Raw genomic sequence first — 16,291 nt, forward strand, 5'->3', positions numbered from 1 at the left:
GGACAACTACCCCGCCACCGCCCGCAAGCTCGCCGCCCGGGCCGCAGGCACCCGGTCCACCTCGACGCATGTGAAGACATGGAGCGTGTCCAGCTCCCGGTCCACCACCGCGTGATCGCTGACCCAGCCCCCCATCCCCAGATAGGTGCGCAATAGCGGCGGCAGCCCCGCCAGAGCCGCCCTCCGGTCCTCCACCGGCCCCGCCAGGTCAAGCCCGACCACTTCCTCCGCCTTCCGACCCGGAAGATGCTCGACAGGCCCCACGAACTCGGACGAAAGGAGCGCCAGCCCCGCCCGGTGCCGCGTCCAGTCCGCCCCCCGGAACGAGGAACAGCCCACCAGCAGCCCCGCCTGCCCCTCGTCCACCAGCCGCGTCATCGCCCCCCAGGCCAGGCGCAGCACGTCCGGATGCACGCCCCCCGGTGCCACGCAGAACCGCCCCATCTCGGCGATGGGCCGGGCATAGCCGGTCAATGGCCCCACATCGTAGAACCGCGCCGCATAGCCCTGTTCCAGCCCCGCCCCCCAGCCGAAGAGCATGACGCGGAAATAGGCCAGAAGCCCCTCCGGCCCCTCGACCATCACATGCGCCGACAGCGTATCCTGCGCGTCCTCCTCGACGCCGCACCTGCGCGGAAAGCAGGCCGCCCGCAGCGCCATCACCCGCCCCATGTCGTCCCGTCCCTCAGCGAGCCGCGCCACCAGCCTGCCCTTCCGAAGTGGCTCCACGCCCTTTCCCCCCGCGGCCGCAGCCCCTAGATTACAGGATCAAAGGAGACCCCGATGGACAAGATCGTCAAGACCGATGCCGAATGGCAGGCCCAGCTTTCGGACCTCGCCTACAAGGTGACCCGCAAGCACGGCACCGAACGCGCCTTCACCCACGACAACTTCCCGAAAGACCCCGGCACCTTCCGCTGCATCTGCTGCGGCGCGGCTCTCTTCGACCAGAAGACAAAGTTCGACTCTGGCACCGGCTGGCCCAGCTTCTATGCCCCCCTCGACCCCGAGATGGTGGGCGAGCAGGACGATCGAAGCTGGTTCATGCGCCGGACCGAAGTGCACTGCAACCGTTGTGACGCGCATCTCGGCCACGTCTTTCCCGACGGTCCCGCGCCGACCGGCCTGCGCTACTGCATCAACGGCGTCGCCCTGACTTTCGAGCCCGAGGACTGATCAATCGGACAGAAGGTCGCCCGCCTGCAACCGGCCGAAGCTCCCGAGGATCTGCTGGATGAAGCTCAGGCCCTTCACGTTCGGCTCGGTCACCCGGCGCGAAATCTGGACGACCTTGCCGTCCTCCAGACCGTAGCGCGCGATGTTCTCGACAGTGCCCGCCTCGTTGAAGGTTACGGCCAGGACCTGCCGCTCGATCTCCTGCGGGGCGCGCGGGCCGAAATGCTTGTAGCGGCTCTGGACGTAGAACCAGCCCACGTCGTTCAGAAGGCCCGAGGTCGTCGGACGCCCGATCTTCTCGCCCACCGTTTCGCGCGTGTCGGTGCCGACCTCGATCAGCGCCAGATCCTGCTCGGTGGGCACGTAACCGTGATTGCGGTAGACGGGCGCGCAGGCCGCGACCGTGGCCACCAGCGCCAGCATCAGGCACCCCTTGCGCGAGGTCCCGACGGCCGCCAGGACCGACCGCGCGAACCGGAAATCTGCCATGCCTGCCCTCATGCCCCGCTGGAACGCTATCTGCCGTTGCGGGTTCTTCAAAACCCTTGGCGTTCGGGATAACAGACTATGAGCCCCTTGTTCAAGAATGGAACGCCGCACCTCTTCGTGGGTCGGCGACCGGAGACTCCGCCATGACCGATCCCGCCCCGGCCCGTCCTACCCGTTTTCGCACCGGCGGTCTCAGCCCGCGCAAGCCGACCCGCTTCACCTATGCCCCGGACGAGGCGGAACGACGTGCCATTGCCGACGACCTCGACCTTCTGGCGCTGAAGGGGCTGGAACTGACGGGCGAGATCCGGCCCGCCGGGCGGGACGAGCTGGTGCTGGAAGCGCGGCTGACCGCCCGCGCCGACCAGCCCTGCAGCGTGACGCTTGTGCCCGTCCCCGCCACGGTGGACGAGCCCGTCCGCCGCCGCTACGTCGCAGGCTACGAGATGCCCGAGGGCGACGAGGTCGAGATGCCCGAGGACGACACGGTCGAGCCGATGCCCGAGGTGATCGACCTGGCCGAAATCGCGGCGGAAGCGCTCGCTCTGGCACTGCCGCTCTATCCCCGCGCGCCGGGGGCCGAGTTCTCGCAGACCCTGCACGCGGGGGAGGGCGTGGCGCCTTTGTCGGATGCCGACGTCAAGCCGTTCTCGGCCCTGCAGGGGCTTGCCGAACAGCTGAAAGCCAAGGCAAAACCGGGGTCGGAGGGGCAGACGTGACCCTGGGCGGAAACCCCCGCTGCGGCCGCGAAAAGGGGCTTGCGCGCCCCGGGAATCCGAGTATGTTCCGCGCCTCATTCAAGCTGTGAAGCAGCATCCGTCCGGTATTGCCGAATCTTGCCGGAAGACGCTGTAACGCAAAGGAAATCCGGGGCATGTCCCCACTGCCCGAAGGTTGAGACATGGCTGTCCCGCAGAACCGCACCACCAAATCCCGCCGCAACATGCGTCGCGCGCATGACGCTCTCGTTGCCGCGAACCCGAACGAATGCCCGAACTGTGGCGAGCTGAAGCGTCCGCACCACGTGTGCAGCGCCTGCGGCCACTACGATTCGCGTGAAGTCGTCTCGATGGCCCGCGAAGTGGACGTTGACGAGGACGCGGCGTAAGCCGCTTCCCAAGCGCCTGTTCCCGATGGCACCCGACCTAAGGTCTGCGTCTGCCCCGGCCACTGAGCGCGTAGTCATTTCGGTTGACGCCATGGGTGGCGACCGCGGGCCGGCAGCTGTCGTTGCCGGCCTTTTCGACTCGCTGGCCCAGCATCCGCGCATGGACGCGATCCTGCACGGCGACGAGGCCATCCTGCGCCCGCTGGTCACCCGGCATCCCGACCTCTCCTCCCGCGTTACCGTCCGCCATGCCGAGCGCGTGGTGAAGATGGAGGACAAGCCCGCCCAGGTCATGCGGCACGGACAGGGCACCTCGATGTTCTCGGCCATCGACGCCGTCCGCGACGGTGAGGCGGCCGCGGCGGTCTCCTGCGGAAACACGGGCGCGCTGATGGCGGTGTCGATGCTGCGGCTTAGGAAGCTTCCCGGCCTGAACCGCCCCGCCATCGCCAGCCTCTTCCCGACGCCCACCCCCGGCAAAATGAATGTCATGCTCGACATGGGCGCCGACGTGAAGGCCGATCCGGCCGACCTTCTGCAATACGCCTTCATGGGCGCCTCCTATGCCCGCAACGGCCTGTCGATCCCCCGCCCTCGTGTCGGCCTCCTGAACGTCGGCACCGAAGAGCACAAGGGCCGCCCCGAGCTTCATGACGCGCACGCCCTTCTTGCCCGCAGCGCCGAGGCGGGAAGCTTCGACTATGTGGGCTTCGTCGAGGGCACCGACATCCTGTCCGACCGCGTCGACGTAATCGTGACCGACGGCTTCACCGGCAACGTGGCGCTCAAGGCGATCGAGGGCACGGCGCGGCTGGTGGGCGACCTTCTGAAACAGACGCTGACCTCGACGCTGCTGGCCAAGCTTGGCGCGCTTCTGGCGCGGGGGGCGCTCAAGCGGCTGCAGACCCGGATCGACCCGCGCCGGGTGAACGGCGGGGTATTCCTGGGCCTCAACGGCACCGTGGTCAAATCGCACGGCTCGGCCGATGCCACCGGAGTCGCCGCGGCCATCGGCCTTGCCTATCAGCTTGCGCAGGCGGGGTTCCTCGAACGCCTTGCAGCGCGGGTTGCATCCGCGGAAGCCGCGGGGCAGGATGCCGCACAAGTGGGGGCCGCACAGGCCGGGACTGGGAGCAATCCGACCGAATGACGATACGCGCCGTAGTCAGGGGCGTCGGGCATTACCTGCCTGACCGTGTCGTCCCCAATGCCGAGTTCGAAGCCATCGTTGACACTTCGGACGAATGGATCCGCTCCCGCTCGGGGATCGAGCGGCGTCACTTCGCAGCCGAAGGCCAGATGACCAGCGATCTTGCCACGCGCGCCGCGCAAGCCGCGCTGCAAGACGCGGGGCTTGAGGCCGACCAGATCGACGCGATCATCGTCGCCACTTCCACTCCCGACCTCACCTTCCCCTCGGTCGCCACGATGGTGCAAAGCGCACTTGGCATGACCCGCGGCTTTGCCTTCGACGTCCAGGCCGTCTGCGCCGGATTCGTCTTCGCGCTGTCCAACGCCAACGCGATGATCCTGACGGGCCAGGCCAGCCGGGTCCTCGTCATCGGGGCCGAGACCTTCAGCCGCCTGATGAACTGGAAGGACCGCGGGACCTGCGTCCTCTTCGGCGACGGCGCCGGGGCGGTGGTCCTGGAAGCGGCCGAAGGCGCGGGCACAACCGAAGACCGTGGCATCCTGGCGACCGACCTCAACTCGGACGGCCGCTACAAGGACATCCTCTACGTCGACGGCGGCACCTCGACGGGGACCACGGGACACCTGGTGATGGAAGGCAAGGAAGTCTTCCGCCATGCCATTGAAAAGCTTGCCGAAACCGCCCACCGCGCGCTGGACAAAGCCGGGCTTTCCGGCGAGGACGTCGACTGGATCGTCCCCCATCAGGCCAACATCCGCATCATCGAGGGCACCGCGAAACGGATGCAGGTCCCGATGGACCGCGTGGTCGTCACCGTCCAGGACCACGGCAACACCTCGGCCGCCTCGATCCCGCTCGCGCTTTCCGTCGGCAAGGCGCGCGGCCAGATCAAGCCGGGCGACCTTGTGGTGACCGAGGCCATCGGCGGCGGGCTCGCCTGGGGCTCGGTCGTCCTGCGCTGGTAAGCGCCTTTAAGCACGCTTCCCAAGTGCTTGATATTGACTCGTAAATCCATCCGGCCCAATCTCCCCCGACAACAACTCGTGGGGGACGAGATGAGCGAGAAGACCTTGACCCGGATGGACCTTTCCGAAGCGGTGTTCCGCGAGGTGGGGCTCAGCCGCAACGAATCTGCCAATCTCGTCGAAGCGGTCCTGCAACACATGTCCGACGCCCTTGCCTCGGGCGAAACGGTCAAGATCTCGTCCTTCGGCACCTTCTCGGTGCGCTCCAAGACCGCACGCGTCGGTCGCAACCCCAAGACTGGCGAGGAAGTGCCGATTTCTCCGCGCCGCGTCCTGACGTTCCGCCCCTCGCACCTCATGAAGGACCGCGTGGCGGCCGGGAAGAAGCGTTAAGGAAGGACAAGGCGGATGGACAAGTCGCCCGACGCCTTCCGCACGATCAGCGAAGTCGCCGAAAGCCTGGACACGCCAGCCCATGTGCTGCGCTTCTGGGAAAGCCGATTCCCGCAGATCAAGCCGGTGAAACGCGCCGGCGGGCGCCGGTACTACCGGCCCTCGGACGTGGCGCTTCTGACCGGGATCAAGCGGCTTCTGCATGACGAGGGGCTGACGATCCGCGGCGTGCAGAAGATCCTGCGCGACCAGGGCGTGCGGCACGTCGCGGGCCTTTCGGACGATTCGGTCAGTCTCAGCGCGGTTCTTGCGACCGATGGGGCCCAGCCCGACGATCTCGCAGCCCTGCCGGACGAAGTTCCCGAAGCCGGCTTCATCGCCGTCGAGGATGAGGCCGAGTTCGAGCCTCCCGCGCCCCCGGCCCCCGCGTCCCGCCGCCCGGACCGCGCACCCGTCACTCCCAGCCAGCTGCCGCTGTTCGACACGCCGCCCAGCCTTGCCCGGGCCGAGACGCCGCCGAAACCGGCACCTGTGACGCCCCGGAGGCCTTCGCTCCGCGACGATGCGACCTTTGCCAGCCTGATCAGGGGCTTGCCCGCCGGAAGCCTCGGCGCCCACCGGGCCGAGCTTGCGACGCTGGTCCGCCGCCTCGCCTCGCTTCGTGCCCAGGTTGCCGCGCGGGCCGATGGTGGCGTCGGCTGAGCCCCGGATGCGCTTTCCCGCTTGCACCGGCCCGGAATACCGGTATGTATCCCCCCGTGTCGGGCCGTAGCGCAGCCTGGTTAGCGCGTCCGTCTGGGGGGCGGGAGGTCGAGAGTTCGAATCTCTCCGGCCCGACCATCGAAAACCCGCCCGCCTGCCAACCGGCAGCGCGGGCGGTTTCATATCCAGCGCCAGGGGGGCCTTGATGACTGCCGGAGTTCTGCCCGCCCAAGGCTTGCGCCAGTTGATCGCCTCGGGCGCCCTGTCCGCCACTCCGGACATCCGTACCGACCAGATCCAGCCCGCCAGCCTCGACCTGCGCCTCGGACCCGTCGCCTACCGCGTCCGCGCCTCGTTCCTGGCCGGTCACGGTCGCACGGTGCGGGACCGCCTGGCCGAGTTCACGATGCACGAGGTCCGTCTCGACAGCGGCGCGGTGCTGGAAAAGAACTGCGTCTACGTGATTCCCCTGGCCGAGCGCCTGTCCCTGCCCCCGGGCGTCACCGCCGTGGCGAATGCCAAAAGCTCCTCCGGCCGCCTGGACCTTCTCACCCGCACCATCACCGACGGCGGGACCGAATTCGACCGCATCCCCGACGGATATACCGGCCCGCTTTACGCCGAGGTCTGCCCGCGCAGCTTCTCGGTCCTGGTGCGCGAAGGCCAGCGGCTGAACCAGATCCGCTTCCGTCAGGGCCAGGCCGTGCTGTCCGATACCGACCTCGCCGCGCTGCACGCGCAAGAGCCGTTGGTCTCGGGTGAAGCCGTGATCTCGGAAGGCCTCGGCTTCTCGGTCGACCTCCGTCCCAGAGCTGGGACTCTGGTCGGCTATCGTGCCAAGCCGCACACCGGCGTCGTCGACCTGGACCGGATCGGCCACTACCCGGCGCGCGATTTCTGGGAAGAGCTCCATTCGGACGACGGCCAGATCATCCTCGACCCCGGAGCATTCTATATCCTCGTCAGCCGCGAGGCCGTGACGATCCCGCCCGACTATGCTGCCGAGATGGCACCTTACCTGGCAATGGTCGGCGAGTTCCGCGTCCATTACGCGGGCTTCTTCGACCCCGGTTTCGGCCATGCCGCCGCAGGTGGCGCGGGCTCGCGCGGGGTTCTGGAAGTCCGCTGCCATGAAGCGCCCTTTGTGCTCGAGCATGGGCAGGTCGTGGGCCGCCTTGTCTACGAACGCATGTCCGAACGGCCCGAGACGCTCTATGGCGCCGGGATCGCGTCAAACTACCAGGGCCAGGGCCTGAAACTCGCCAAGCAGTTCCGCACGACCTGACGCCTGATCCGTGCTATCCTGACCCGGTAACCCGTGGAGGGCGCGATGCGGGGCCCATCTGTCGGACTGCTGGCAATCTGCCTTGCCGCCTATCCCGCGGTCCACCCTGCCCTTGCCAACCGCGTCACGGTGGAAGTCTGGCCGGACAGCTCGCCCGACCATGTGATGTCCTGCAGCTTTGCGCTGGACGATGGCTGGATCAGCATGGTCCGCGTCAAGGGGGTGGGAATGCCCGGCCCCGGCCTCATGCGCTGGCGGGCCTCCCGGGCCGAGGTTGATGCCGTATCGGCCAGCCTGCAGGCCTTCGTCGCGGGCGAGCTTGGGTCGGTCGATCCCTCTGCCTCGCGCAGCCCGCCCGCGCCCTTCGTGTCGGTCACCTGGATGACGCGGCTTGACGACCGGCTGGCGACGGGCCTCTTCCTGCACTCCGGCCTTGCGGTGCCGGAACCCCTTTCCGGCACACTGGCTTCTCTGGGGCTGTCCCGATCCTGCGGCCTTAGCGCAAGAACCGGCGGGTGACCCGCGAGATCTCCTTCGCGCGCCGCGCCATCTCGCGGCCCGTCTTTGCCTGCTTGCGCTCTTCGGGCGTCATCTCGGCCTTAGGCTTGCCCCGGCGCGCGGCATAGTCGATCCCGGCATTGATCGCCGTGCCCAGGAACTTCCGTGTCAGCAACCTGACCAGCCCGTTCAGATCCATCCGCGCCTCCGCTTCGCCGCCCGCGGGATATGGGACCGCCGCCCGGAAAAACCAGAGCCGTCAGTCCTCGAAAAGCTCGCTCTGCCCCGCCGTCGCCTCATCCTCGTCGTCAGAGGCCGCCCCCTGCCCCGGCACCGGCCGGCTGTCCAGAAGCCCCGCCGCCCGCAGCTCCTTCAGCCCCGGCAGGTCGCGCGCCGATTCCAGGCCGAAGTGGTCCAGGAACTGCTCCGTCACCACGAAGGTCACCGGCCGGCCCGGAGTCATCCTGCGCCGCCCAAGCCGGATCCACTCCAGCTCCATCAACTGGTCGATGGTCCCCCGGCTGACCGCCACTCCCCGGATCTCCTCGATCTCGGCCCGCGTAACTGGCTGGTGGTAGGCCACGATCGCCAGCGTCTCGATCGCCGCGCGGGACAGCTTCCGCACCTCCACCGTCTCGCGCCGCATCAGGAACCCAAGGTCCGCCGCCGTCCGCATCGCATAGGCATCGCCCACGCGGACGAGGTTCACCCCCCGCCCCTCATACCGCTTGCGCAGATGCACCAGAGCCTCGGCCGGGTCCGCGCCATGCGGCATCCGCGCCTGCAGTTCCGCCACCGTCACCGGCTCGGCGCTGGCAAAGAGGATCGCCTCGACCATCCGCTCCTGCTCGCCCATCGGGGGGGCGTCGAAGAGGCTTTCTTCACTGTCCTCGACCATCTACCCGTCCTTCCGCCGCAGCTCGATCGGGGCGAAGGTCTCCCCCTGCCGCAGCACCACCTGGCCCCGCTTCGCCATCTCCAGCACCGCAGCGAAATGCGCGGCCAGCGAGGACCGCCGCGCCATCGGGGTCACGTCCCAGCCCTCGGGCAGGAAGCTCACCAGCGTGGCCCAGTCGCCCACATAGCCGATCAGCCCCCGCATCCGGTCCAGCGCCTGTTCCATCGTGTAGACATGCTCGCGGTCCAGCACGAAAGGCCGGAACTCGTCCTTGGTGCGGATCTGCGCATAGGCCCGCATCAGGTCCAGAAGCGTCGCGGTATAGGTGACCTTCCGGTGGTGCGTCAGGTCCTCGGGGATGCCGCGGGCAAAGAAGTCGCGCCCCAGCTGGTCGCGCCCCATCAGCCGCGCGGCCGCGTCCCGCATGGCCTGCAACCGCTCCAGCTGGAAGGCCAGATGCGCCGCGAGATCCTCGGCCGACGGCCCCTCATCCCCGGGTTCCGGAGGCAACAAGAGCCGCGACTTCAGGAACGCCAGCCAGGCCGCCATCACCAGGTAGTCCGCCGCCAGCTCGATCCGCAGGCTGCGCGCCTTTTCGACGAAGCCCAGGTACTGCTCGGCCAGCTGCAACACGGAAATCTTCCGCAGGTCCACCTTCTGGGTGCGTGACAGAGTCAGCAGCAGGTCCAGCGGCCCCTCGAACCCGTCCACATCGACGATCAGCGCCTCGGCGGCCAGCCGTTCCTCGGGCGAGACGCGTTCGGGCTGGTCCCAGGCTTCCTCAGCCATGCGCCAGTTCGGCCAGCGCCGCCTTCAGGTCCACCGTCGCCGGCCGCCGCGCCGCGACCGCCGCCTCGGCTCGCGCTAAGGCCTCGGGTCCCATGACGCCCGCCGCCCCGGCGACCGCGACCATCTCGTCCATGTCGCCCTTGCAGTGCAGCGCGATGTCCACCCCCGCCGCGATGGTCCGTGCCGTGCGCTCGGCCAGGGTCCCCGACAGGGCCTGCATGTTCAGGTCGTCCGACATCAGAAGGCCCTTGAACCGGATCTCCTCGCGGATCACCCGGATCATGGTGGGGGATTGCGTGGCAGGCCGATCGCGATCCAGCGCGGCAAAGACCAGATGCGCGGTCATCGCCATCGGCAGGTCGTTCAGCGCCCGGAACGGTGCGAAATCCACCGCCGTCAGCTCGTCGTGCGACACATCCACCGTCGGCAGGTCGTGGTGGGTGTCGACATGGGACAGCCCGTGCCCCGGCATGTGCTTCATCACCGGCAGCACGCCACCCGCCATCAGCCCCTCGGCCACTGCCCGCCCGATCCGCGCTACGGTCTCAGGATCGCGTCCATAGCAGCGGTTCATCAGGAAGGGATGCGTCTCGGGGCGCACCACGTCCAGGGTCGGGATGCAGTCGGCATCGATCCCGACATCGGCCAGTTCCGCCGCGATCACGCTGGCCCGAAGCCGCATGATCCGCTCGGCCGCCTCGACCGACCCCGCCCCGTCCACCGTGTCGAGCGGCGGCGTCCATTCCCGCCAGTGCGGCGCGCGAAGACGCTGCACCCGGCCCCCTTCCTGGTCCACCAGGATGGGCGCATCGCGCCCCACCGCATCCCGCAGGTCGGACGTCAGGCGACGCAGCTGCGCGGGGTCCTCCACGTTGCGTGCAAAAAGGATGAAGCCGAACGGATCGGCGTCGCGATAGAAGGCGCGTTCCTCGGGCAGCAGTCTGGGACCGGCGCAGCCGAAGATCGCGGCACCGCGGCCCACGGTCATTTGTGCGGCACCGGGATGCAGACCGCGTCCTCGGTCACGAAGGCAGAACAGAACCGGCGCGCGTCGTCTTCGCCTTCGAACCCATGCGCCCGCAGGCGATAGAAGGTGCGCCCGCCGCTCTCCGCCGGCTGCACCACCATCGCCTTCTCGGCCATCAGCTCGCCGAAGCGGCCCTGCAGGCGGGTCCATTCCGCCCGCGCCTCCTCGGCCGTGTCGAAGGTGCCGAACTGCACCAGCCGCGTGCCGGGGGTAAGCGTCGCCGGATCGACCTCGTTCGGTGCCGGAAGCGCCACGGCTTCCTGCGGGACCGGCGCCGCCTCGGCCTGCGAACCCGGACGGGCCTTCGGGCGGATCGAGACGGTGATCGCCCCCTCGGGTGCAGGCTCGGCCAAGGCCTCGACCATAGGCTCTTCCACGGCCACCGCGTCATCCAGGGGGATCTCGCCCAGCGCCTCGGCCAGGGCTGCCTCGACCGCCACTTCGGTCGGATCGGCGCTTTCCACCGGCGGGGCAGCCGCAAGGGCAATGTCGGCATCCGCCGTCAGCGCCGCAACCGGGGCCGAGGCCGTCTCCAGATCCGGAAGCGCGGCACTGCCAAGGCCGGCGGTATCCTCGGGCTCCAGCTCGACCGGGCGCGGGGCCAGCACCAGTTTCTCGGGCGGCGGCGCTGCGGTCCCGACCGCGGCCACCGCATTCACCGCCAGGCCCTGGTGATCGGCGATCTCGCCGCCCGGATCGGCAGGCGCGATCCGCATCGGGCCGTCCATCGCCTGGATCACCGGAACGCCGCGCACGTCACGGACCGCCAGCTGGTAGCCCCAGACGCCCAGCCCCACGACCAGCCCCAAGGAGGTCACGGCCCCGGCGATGTTGATGGTCCGCTGCACCTTCTGCGCGGCGGCGATTTCCCGCACGCCCTGCCGCGGCCTCTCCTCTCGCGAGGAGTAGCCGCCGCCGAAGTCATAATCCGCGTCCGCCATCTGCTGCCCCTGCCTGCGGGGAGGTTGATCCGCCCCTCGCATCACGCTCGTCCACCGGCCGGGGCGCCTGTCGTCAGCGCATTTCCTCGACCGGGGTCACGCCAAGGATACCAAGGCCTGCGCAAATGACAACGCCCACGGCCCGGGCAAGGGCGATTTTCGCCGCAGAAATTGCGGTATCCCCCTGGATGAACCGCAAGCTGTCGTCGTCGTTGCCCTTGTTCCACAGCCCATGGAAGTCCGAGGCAAGCTCATACAGGTAGAAGGCCACCCGGTGCGGCTCGTGCCCCTTGGCAGCGATTTCCACCAGCCGCGGCCATTCGCCGAGCTTGCGGATGACCTCCAGTTCCGCCTCATGGCCCAGGTGCGCGAGGTGCGCCCGGGAAAGCGAGGCATCGCTCACATCGAGGCCCGCGTCCCGCGCTTTCCGCAGGATCGAGTTCACGCGCGCATTGGCGTACTGCACGTAGAAGACCGGGTTGTCCTTCGACTGTTCGGTCACCTTGTCGAAGTCGAAGTCCAGCGCCACGTCGTTCTTCCGCGTGAGCATCACGAAGCGAACGACATCGGGGCCCACCTCCTCGATCAGGTCGCGCAGCGTGACGAAGGTCCCTGCGCGCTTCGACATCTTGACGATCTGCCCGCCCTTCAGAAGCTTGACCAGCTGGATCAGCTTGATGTCGAGCGTGACCTTGTTCTCCGACAGCGCCGAGACGACGGCCTTGAGCCGCTTGACGTAACCGGAGTGATCCGCCCCGAAGATGTTGATCAGCTCGTCAAACCCGCGCTGCACCTTGTTGTAATGGTACGCGATGTCCGGCGCGAAATAGGTCCACGAGCCATCCGACTTCTGCACCGGCCGGTCCTGATCGTCGCCGAAGGAGGTCGAGCGGAACAACGTCTGCTCCCGCGGCTCCCAATCCTCGGGCGCCTTCCCTTTCGGCGGCTCCAGGACACCCTGGTAGATCAGCCCCAGGCCCTTCAGCCGCTCCAGCGCCGCCTCGATCTGCCCGGTGCCATACAGCGCCTTCTCGCTGGAATAGACGTCCATCGTCACGCCCAGCGCCGCCAGGTCATGCCGGATCATCGTCATCATCATGTCGGTGGCAAAGACGCGCACCTCGGCCAGCCATTCGCTCTCGGGCTTGTCCAGCAGGCTCTCGCCATGCATCTCCTTCAGCGCCTCGCCCACCGGGATCAGGTAGTCGCCGGGGTAAAGCCCCTCGGCGATCTCGGGCGACAACCCGTTGGCCTCGCGGTAGCGCTCATAGGCGGACCGGGCCAGCACATCGACCTGCCCGCCCCCGTCATTGATGTAATATTCCCGCGTCACCTGGTAGCCCGCGAAGTCCAGCAGCGCAGCCAGCGCGTCGCCCACCACGGCTCCCCGCGCATGGGCCACGTGCATCGGCCCCGTCGGGTTCGCGCTCACGAACTCCACGTTCACCTTGCGCCCTGCCCCCAGGGTGGAACGCCCAAAGGACGTCCCCTGCTCCAGCACCGCGCGGAGCAGCCCCTGCCAGGCCGCAGGCTCCAGCCGCAGGTTCAGGAACCCCGGCCCCGCCACATCCGCCCCCGCCACCCGCGGGTCCTCCATCAGCTTCGCCGCCAGCGCATCCGCAATCGCGCGCGGAGCCATCCCGGCCGGCTTCGCGAGCACCATCGCCGCATTGGTCGCCATCTCGCCATGGCCTTGATCCCGCGGCGGCTCCACCGCGACGGCGGCAAGGTCCAGCCCCGCAGGCAGCACGCCTTGGGCCATGAGCGCTTCCAGCTCGGCCACCACAAGCTCACGGATATCGGCGAACAGGTTCATTTGATCACATCCTCTGATGCGAAAGGCCATGCCAGAGGCCCGCCCAGAGGTCAAGGAGAGCCACGGGGATCACCCCCGCCGCCACTCCTCCAACGCCGCATTCTCCTCGGGCACCGCCGTCCCCGCAGCAAACGGAGACACCACCGCCCGGTTGCGGAAGTAATACGTCTCCCGCGCGCCAAAATAGAAGGCAACGATGGCGCCCAGCAGCCACCAGAGCGGCTCTGGCACCGCGTTCAGCCCAACCATCCGGAAGGCAAAGGCCTGAGGGTCCACCATCGCATAGACGAAAAGCCCGATGGTCCCGAAGGCCAGGAACGGGCGTGGCAGCCGGTTCAACCCGTTCACCATCCGGTCGAACCAGGACAGGGCGGGATGCTGGTACTCCTCGCCCAGCTGCCGCAGGGCCGCCATCTGCGCCTCGGCCGAATACTCCATCCGCTTGGTGGCCGAGGGCACGAAGACCTCCGCCACCCCCTTCGCCGCCTCCCCCAGGGCCGTCACAGCCCCCGGCCCGCCGATCAGCTTCCCGATCACCCCCATGCAGCCACCCGCGCCCGGTGCTGCGCCTCAGTCAGGTGGTATTTCGGAGAAATGAACTCCTCCGCACGAACGATCCAGCCGCCCTTGCCCCCATCCCGCCGCCGGGCAAACTTGCGGCTCGCGGGTCGGCTGTCAGCGATGGCGTAGTAATAGTTCCGCCGCGCGATCCCATAGGCATCGGCCAGATGCGACGGTGCCGCCTCATAAGCCATCTGCGCCGCGCGGATCGTCTGCGGGCCGATGGCCCCGTCCGGGTCACAAGGATAGCCCATGTCGGTCAGAAGCCGCTGCAGGATCTTCACCGCGTTGCCGCCCGCGTTGACATACATGTCGAAGACGCTCGCCTGCAGCACTTCGGGCAGCGCCGCAATCCCAGGCCGAGTGTAGTAGTGCTCCAGATAGATCTCGATGGCCTGCTTCCGCGTCAGAGCCTTCACATCAGCCACGTCGATCCGCGTGTCGCGGTTCACGTCGATCCCCAGCCGCCGCAGCGTGTGGATCGTCACGCCATGATTGGTCGCGCCCCCCGGATCATCCGGATCGTTCACGAACCCGCCCTCGCGGGCGACGATTTCCTCGGCAATCTCGCGGACATTCGGCATGGACACCCCCTTCCTGACGGGGGGCAGCCTGCCCAACTCTCGTTAACGGTCCGACAGCAGAGCGCGCGGTCAGCTTTCGGGCGCGTCCTCGCCCTTGTAGACGCCCTGCTCCTTCAGCGCGTCCACCACTTCCTGCGGCATGTAGGTCTCGTCATGCTTGGCCAGCACCTCGGTCGCGATGAAGGTGTCTCCCTCCATCTTTCCAAGCGCCACCATGCCCTGCCCTTCGGCAAAAAGGTCGGGCAGGATGCCGTTGTAGCGCACCGGCACCGTCGCATTGGTATCGGTCACCGCAAAGCTCACCTCGGTGCCTTCGCCCCGGATGATCGAGCCTTCGACGACCAGCCCGCCGATCCGGAAGGTCTCGCCCGCCGCAGGGGGCTCTTCCATCACCTGGGTCGGCGAGCGGAAGAAGTTGATCCCGTCGCGCATCGCATAGCCGACAAGGCCCGTCGCCCCCACCAGCGCCACCGCCGCAAGCGCGATGATCTGGATGCGCCGCTGCTTCTTCAGCCCCTTCAGACCCCGGAACTCCGTCTTGCCGCTCATCTCACGCATCCCCTGCCGTTAGGCACACCCTGCCACGCCCAAGGTGGGCACGCCTTGACCCGCGTCAAGCCCCGCTCCTCGGTTTGCCTTCGGCCCTCGTCGCTCGCGAGGAGAAGTCGAAGACGCACGACGAGCCGCCCCTTACGGGAACACCGGCGCGAGCGTGAGGCCTTCCGTCTCGGGCAGCCCCAACATCAGGTTCGCATTCTGGATCGCCTGCCCCGAGCTTCCCTTGGTCAGGTTGTCCAGGACCGAAACCACCACCGCGCGCCCCGCAATCCGGTCGCCGATCACCCCCAGATGACAGAAGTTCGACCCGGCGATATCGCGGGTGGAGGGCAGCGAACCAAACGGCAGAACCTGCAGGAAAGGCTCGTTTTCATAAGCCTTCTGAAGGGTCTGGTGAACAACCTTCGCGTCGCCCTTCACATAGACCGTCGCCAGGATCCCCCGGTTCATCGGCAGAAGGTGCGGCGTGAACTGGACCCGCACCGGCCGCCCGGCGATCTTGGAAAACTCCTGGTCGAACTCCCCCAGGTGCCGGTGCTTGCCGCCCGCCGAATAGGTATGGGTGCCGCCGGACAATTCCGCGTGAAGGAGGTTCTCCTTGAGGGACCGCCCCGCGCCCGAGACCCCGGCCTTGAGGTCTATCAGGATGTCATCCAGATCGATGCAGCCTGCCGCGATTAGGGGCCGCAGCGCAAACTGCCCCGTCGCCGCATTGCAGCCCGTGCCTGCCACCAGCCGCGCCGCCTTGATCTCGTCGCGGTAGAACTCGGTGAGGCCATAGACCGCCTCCTTCTGGATCTCTACCGCCGTATGGGGCTGGCCATACCACTTCTCGTATTCCGCCGGATCGCGCAGCCGGAAATCCGCCGACAGATCGACGATCCGCAGGGTCTTCGGGAGTTTCGCGATCACCTCCTGCGTCGTCGCATGCGGCAACGCGCAGAAGCACAGGTCGACGCCCGCAAAATCGATCTCGTCGATCTTCTGCAGCTTGGGCAGATCCAGATGCCGCAGGAAGGGAAACACCTCCGCCATGGCCATCCCCGCCTTGCGGTCCGCCGACAGCGCCACGATGCGCATCGACGGATGCGTCGCTATCAGGCGGACCAACTCCGCCCCCGTATAGCCCGAGGCCCCGAGGATGGCGATGCGATGGGTCATGGCGTGGCTCCCACAGAAGAAACGCGCCCTCTTTGCGCCCCCAGCGGCCCCAATGCAAGACCGCCGAATGTCACCGGCACAATTCCCGCGCAACCCCTTTCATCTTTGCCCAAATATCCCCGCCGGAGGCTCCAGCGCCCGACACCGGACCCGCGTTTTCATACTGGTCCAAATATCCCCGCCGGAG

General features: G+C 67.9%; 21 protein-coding genes and 1 tRNA gene. 10 read left to right on the forward strand and 12 right to left on the reverse strand.

From position 1 onward, the window contains the following. Positions 1–6: 6 nt before the first annotated feature. Positions 7–729 carry a GNAT family N-acyltransferase gene (locus ACE3Q6_RS01005; RefSeq protein ID WP_374426784.1) on the reverse strand — a complete coding sequence of 241 codons (723 nt, stop codon included), beginning with the start codon at positions 727–729 and terminating at the stop codon, positions 7–9. Between the two features lie 54 nt (positions 730–783). Between ACE3Q6_RS01005 and msrB the strand changes: the two genes are divergently transcribed. Then, on the forward strand, positions 784–1,176 hold the full coding sequence (gene msrB, locus ACE3Q6_RS01010) for a peptide-methionine (R)-S-oxide reductase MsrB (protein WP_374426787.1): 393 nt from the start codon (positions 784–786) through the stop codon (positions 1,174–1,176). Here the strand turns inward: msrB and ACE3Q6_RS01015 are convergent, their stop codons facing one another. Next, positions 1,177–1,665: an outer membrane protein assembly factor BamE gene (locus ACE3Q6_RS01015; protein WP_374426790.1), complete on the reverse strand. Its 489-nt coding sequence runs from the start codon at positions 1,663–1,665 to the stop codon at positions 1,177–1,179. 143 nt (positions 1,666–1,808) lie between these two features. On the opposite strand from ACE3Q6_RS01015, the gene ACE3Q6_RS01020 reads away from it, so the two are divergent. The 9 genes from ACE3Q6_RS01020 to ACE3Q6_RS01060 all read left to right on the forward strand — a co-directional run bounded on the left by ACE3Q6_RS01020 (position 1,809) and on the right by ACE3Q6_RS01060 (position 7,790). Beyond that, on the forward strand, positions 1,809–2,384 hold the full coding sequence (locus tag ACE3Q6_RS01020) for a YceD family protein (protein WP_374426792.1): 576 nt from the start codon (positions 1,809–1,811) through the stop codon (positions 2,382–2,384). Positions 2,385–2,566: 182 nt separating this feature from the next. Further along, complete coding sequence (gene rpmF, locus ACE3Q6_RS01025) at positions 2,567–2,773, forward strand: 50S ribosomal protein L32 (RefSeq protein ID WP_374426795.1); 207 nt, start codon at positions 2,567–2,569, stop codon at positions 2,771–2,773. Between the two features lie 25 nt (positions 2,774–2,798). Further along, positions 2,799–3,923, forward strand: a complete 1,125-nt coding sequence (gene plsX / locus ACE3Q6_RS01030; RefSeq protein ID WP_374426797.1) for a phosphate acyltransferase PlsX — start codon at positions 2,799–2,801, stop codon at positions 3,921–3,923. Continuing rightward, positions 3,920–4,891 carry a beta-ketoacyl-ACP synthase III gene (locus ACE3Q6_RS01035; protein WP_374426800.1) on the forward strand — a complete coding sequence of 324 codons (972 nt, stop codon included), beginning with the start codon at positions 3,920–3,922 and terminating at the stop codon, positions 4,889–4,891. The genes plsX and ACE3Q6_RS01035 overlap by 4 nt, the downstream gene beginning before the upstream one ends. A gap of 78 nt (positions 4,892–4,969) precedes the next feature. Further along, the gene (gene ihfA / locus ACE3Q6_RS01040) at positions 4,970–5,284 is read left to right on the forward strand and encodes an integration host factor subunit alpha (RefSeq protein WP_374427609.1); all 315 of its coding nucleotides are present in this window, start codon (positions 4,970–4,972) and stop codon (positions 5,282–5,284) included. 15 nt (positions 5,285–5,299) lie between these two features. After that, a complete protein-coding gene (locus tag ACE3Q6_RS01045; protein ID WP_374426803.1) occupies positions 5,300–5,986 on the forward strand; it encodes a MerR family transcriptional regulator in 687 nt (228 codons plus the stop codon). A 60-nt stretch (positions 5,987–6,046) separates the two neighbouring features. Beyond that, positions 6,047–6,124 (forward strand) — tRNA-Pro (locus ACE3Q6_RS01050). A gap of 67 nt (positions 6,125–6,191) precedes the next feature. Beyond that, on the forward strand, positions 6,192–7,271 hold the full coding sequence (locus ACE3Q6_RS01055) for a 2'-deoxycytidine 5'-triphosphate deaminase (protein WP_374426806.1): 1,080 nt from the start codon (positions 6,192–6,194) through the stop codon (positions 7,269–7,271). Positions 7,272–7,316: 45 nt separating this feature from the next. Next, positions 7,317–7,790, forward strand: a complete 474-nt coding sequence (locus ACE3Q6_RS01060; RefSeq protein ID WP_374426809.1) for a hypothetical protein — start codon at positions 7,317–7,319, stop codon at positions 7,788–7,790. Here ACE3Q6_RS01060 and ACE3Q6_RS01065 read toward each other — a convergent pair. The 10 genes from ACE3Q6_RS01065 to argC form a co-directional block, all read right to left on the reverse strand. After that, positions 7,768–7,968: a hypothetical protein gene (locus ACE3Q6_RS01065; protein WP_374426812.1), complete on the reverse strand. Its 201-nt coding sequence runs from the start codon at positions 7,966–7,968 to the stop codon at positions 7,768–7,770. The genes ACE3Q6_RS01060 and ACE3Q6_RS01065 overlap by 23 nt on opposite strands. A gap of 60 nt (positions 7,969–8,028) precedes the next feature. Continuing rightward, positions 8,029–8,667 carry an SMC-Scp complex subunit ScpB gene (gene scpB / locus ACE3Q6_RS01070; protein ID WP_374426815.1) on the reverse strand — a complete coding sequence of 213 codons (639 nt, stop codon included), beginning with the start codon at positions 8,665–8,667 and terminating at the stop codon, positions 8,029–8,031. Continuing rightward, positions 8,668–9,456 (reverse strand): ScpA family protein, encoded by a 789-nt coding sequence (locus ACE3Q6_RS01075; RefSeq protein WP_374426818.1) that lies wholly within the window; start codon positions 9,454–9,456, stop codon positions 8,668–8,670. Continuing rightward, positions 9,449–10,444, reverse strand: a complete 996-nt coding sequence (locus ACE3Q6_RS01080) for a glycoside hydrolase family 3 N-terminal domain-containing protein (RefSeq protein WP_374426821.1) — start codon at positions 10,442–10,444, stop codon at positions 9,449–9,451. The genes ACE3Q6_RS01075 and ACE3Q6_RS01080 overlap by 8 nt, the downstream gene beginning before the upstream one ends. Further along, positions 10,441–11,424, reverse strand: a complete 984-nt coding sequence (locus ACE3Q6_RS01085; RefSeq protein WP_374426824.1) for an SPOR domain-containing protein — start codon at positions 11,422–11,424, stop codon at positions 10,441–10,443. The genes ACE3Q6_RS01080 and ACE3Q6_RS01085 overlap by 4 nt, the downstream gene beginning before the upstream one ends. 73 nt (positions 11,425–11,497) lie before the next feature. Next, positions 11,498–13,240, reverse strand: a complete 1,743-nt coding sequence (gene argS / locus ACE3Q6_RS01090; protein ID WP_374426827.1) for an arginine--tRNA ligase — start codon at positions 13,238–13,240, stop codon at positions 11,498–11,500. 69 nt (positions 13,241–13,309) lie between these two features. Then, the gene (locus ACE3Q6_RS01095) at positions 13,310–13,783 is read right to left on the reverse strand and encodes a holin family protein (protein ID WP_374426830.1); all 474 of its coding nucleotides are present in this window, start codon (positions 13,781–13,783) and stop codon (positions 13,310–13,312) included. After that, positions 13,774–14,385, reverse strand: a complete 612-nt coding sequence (locus tag ACE3Q6_RS01100) for a holin-associated N-acetylmuramidase (protein ID WP_374426833.1) — start codon at positions 14,383–14,385, stop codon at positions 13,774–13,776. Before ACE3Q6_RS01100 ends, ACE3Q6_RS01095 begins: the two co-directional genes overlap by 10 nt. Before the next feature lie 69 nt (positions 14,386–14,454). Then, positions 14,455–14,907: a cytochrome c maturation protein CcmE gene (gene ccmE / locus ACE3Q6_RS01105; RefSeq protein WP_374427612.1), complete on the reverse strand. Its 453-nt coding sequence runs from the start codon at positions 14,905–14,907 to the stop codon at positions 14,455–14,457. Positions 14,908–15,075: 168 nt separating this feature from the next. After that, on the reverse strand, positions 15,076–16,104 hold the full coding sequence (gene argC, locus ACE3Q6_RS01110) for an N-acetyl-gamma-glutamyl-phosphate reductase (protein WP_374426836.1): 1,029 nt from the start codon (positions 16,102–16,104) through the stop codon (positions 15,076–15,078). Positions 16,105–16,291: the final 187 nt, after the last annotated feature.

The sequence above is a fragment of the Tabrizicola sp. genome (genome assembly GCF_041913445.1).
Taxonomy (GTDB): domain Bacteria; phylum Pseudomonadota; class Alphaproteobacteria; order Rhodobacterales; family Rhodobacteraceae; genus Tabrizicola.

Bases quoted from the DNA above. Each gene is read 5' to 3' on its own strand.
- ACE3Q6_RS01045 (WP_374426803.1), top strand. From the start codon at position 5,300: ATGGACAAGTCGCCCGACGCCTTCCGCACGATCAGCGAAGTCGCCGAA.
- ACE3Q6_RS01085 (WP_374426824.1), bottom strand. From the start codon at position 11,424: ATGGCGGACGCGGATTATGACTTCGGCGGCGGCTACTCCTCGCGAGAG.
- ACE3Q6_RS01015 (WP_374426790.1), bottom strand. From the start codon at position 1,665: ATGGCAGATTTCCGGTTCGCGCGGTCGGTCCTGGCGGCCGTCGGGACC.
- ACE3Q6_RS01055 (WP_374426806.1), top strand. From the start codon at position 6,192: ATGACTGCCGGAGTTCTGCCCGCCCAAGGCTTGCGCCAGTTGATCGCC.
- ACE3Q6_RS01100 (WP_374426833.1), bottom strand. From the start codon at position 14,385: ATGCCGAATGTCCGCGAGATTGCCGAGGAAATCGTCGCCCGCGAGGGC.
- argC (WP_374426836.1), bottom strand. From the start codon at position 16,104: ATGACCCATCGCATCGCCATCCTCGGGGCCTCGGGCTATACGGGGGCG.
- ACE3Q6_RS01020 (WP_374426792.1), top strand. From the start codon at position 1,809: ATGACCGATCCCGCCCCGGCCCGTCCTACCCGTTTTCGCACCGGCGGT.
- msrB (WP_374426787.1), top strand. From the start codon at position 784: ATGGACAAGATCGTCAAGACCGATGCCGAATGGCAGGCCCAGCTTTCG.
- ACE3Q6_RS01075 (WP_374426818.1), bottom strand. From the start codon at position 9,456: ATGGCTGAGGAAGCCTGGGACCAGCCCGAACGCGTCTCGCCCGAGGAA.
- ACE3Q6_RS01035 (WP_374426800.1), top strand. From the start codon at position 3,920: ATGACGATACGCGCCGTAGTCAGGGGCGTCGGGCATTACCTGCCTGAC.
- ACE3Q6_RS01095 (WP_374426830.1), bottom strand. From the start codon at position 13,783: ATGGGGGTGATCGGGAAGCTGATCGGCGGGCCGGGGGCTGTGACGGCC.
- ACE3Q6_RS01065 (WP_374426812.1), bottom strand. From the start codon at position 7,968: ATGGATCTGAACGGGCTGGTCAGGTTGCTGACACGGAAGTTCCTGGGC.
- plsX (WP_374426797.1), top strand. From the start codon at position 2,799: ATGGCACCCGACCTAAGGTCTGCGTCTGCCCCGGCCACTGAGCGCGTA.
- scpB (WP_374426815.1), bottom strand. From the start codon at position 8,667: ATGGTCGAGGACAGTGAAGAAAGCCTCTTCGACGCCCCCCCGATGGGC.
- ACE3Q6_RS01080 (WP_374426821.1), bottom strand. From the start codon at position 10,444: ATGACCGTGGGCCGCGGTGCCGCGATCTTCGGCTGCGCCGGTCCCAGA.
- argS (WP_374426827.1), bottom strand. From the start codon at position 13,240: ATGAACCTGTTCGCCGATATCCGTGAGCTTGTGGTGGCCGAGCTGGAA.
- rpmF (WP_374426795.1), top strand. From the start codon at position 2,567: ATGGCTGTCCCGCAGAACCGCACCACCAAATCCCGCCGCAACATGCGT.
- ACE3Q6_RS01060 (WP_374426809.1), top strand. From the start codon at position 7,317: ATGCGGGGCCCATCTGTCGGACTGCTGGCAATCTGCCTTGCCGCCTAT.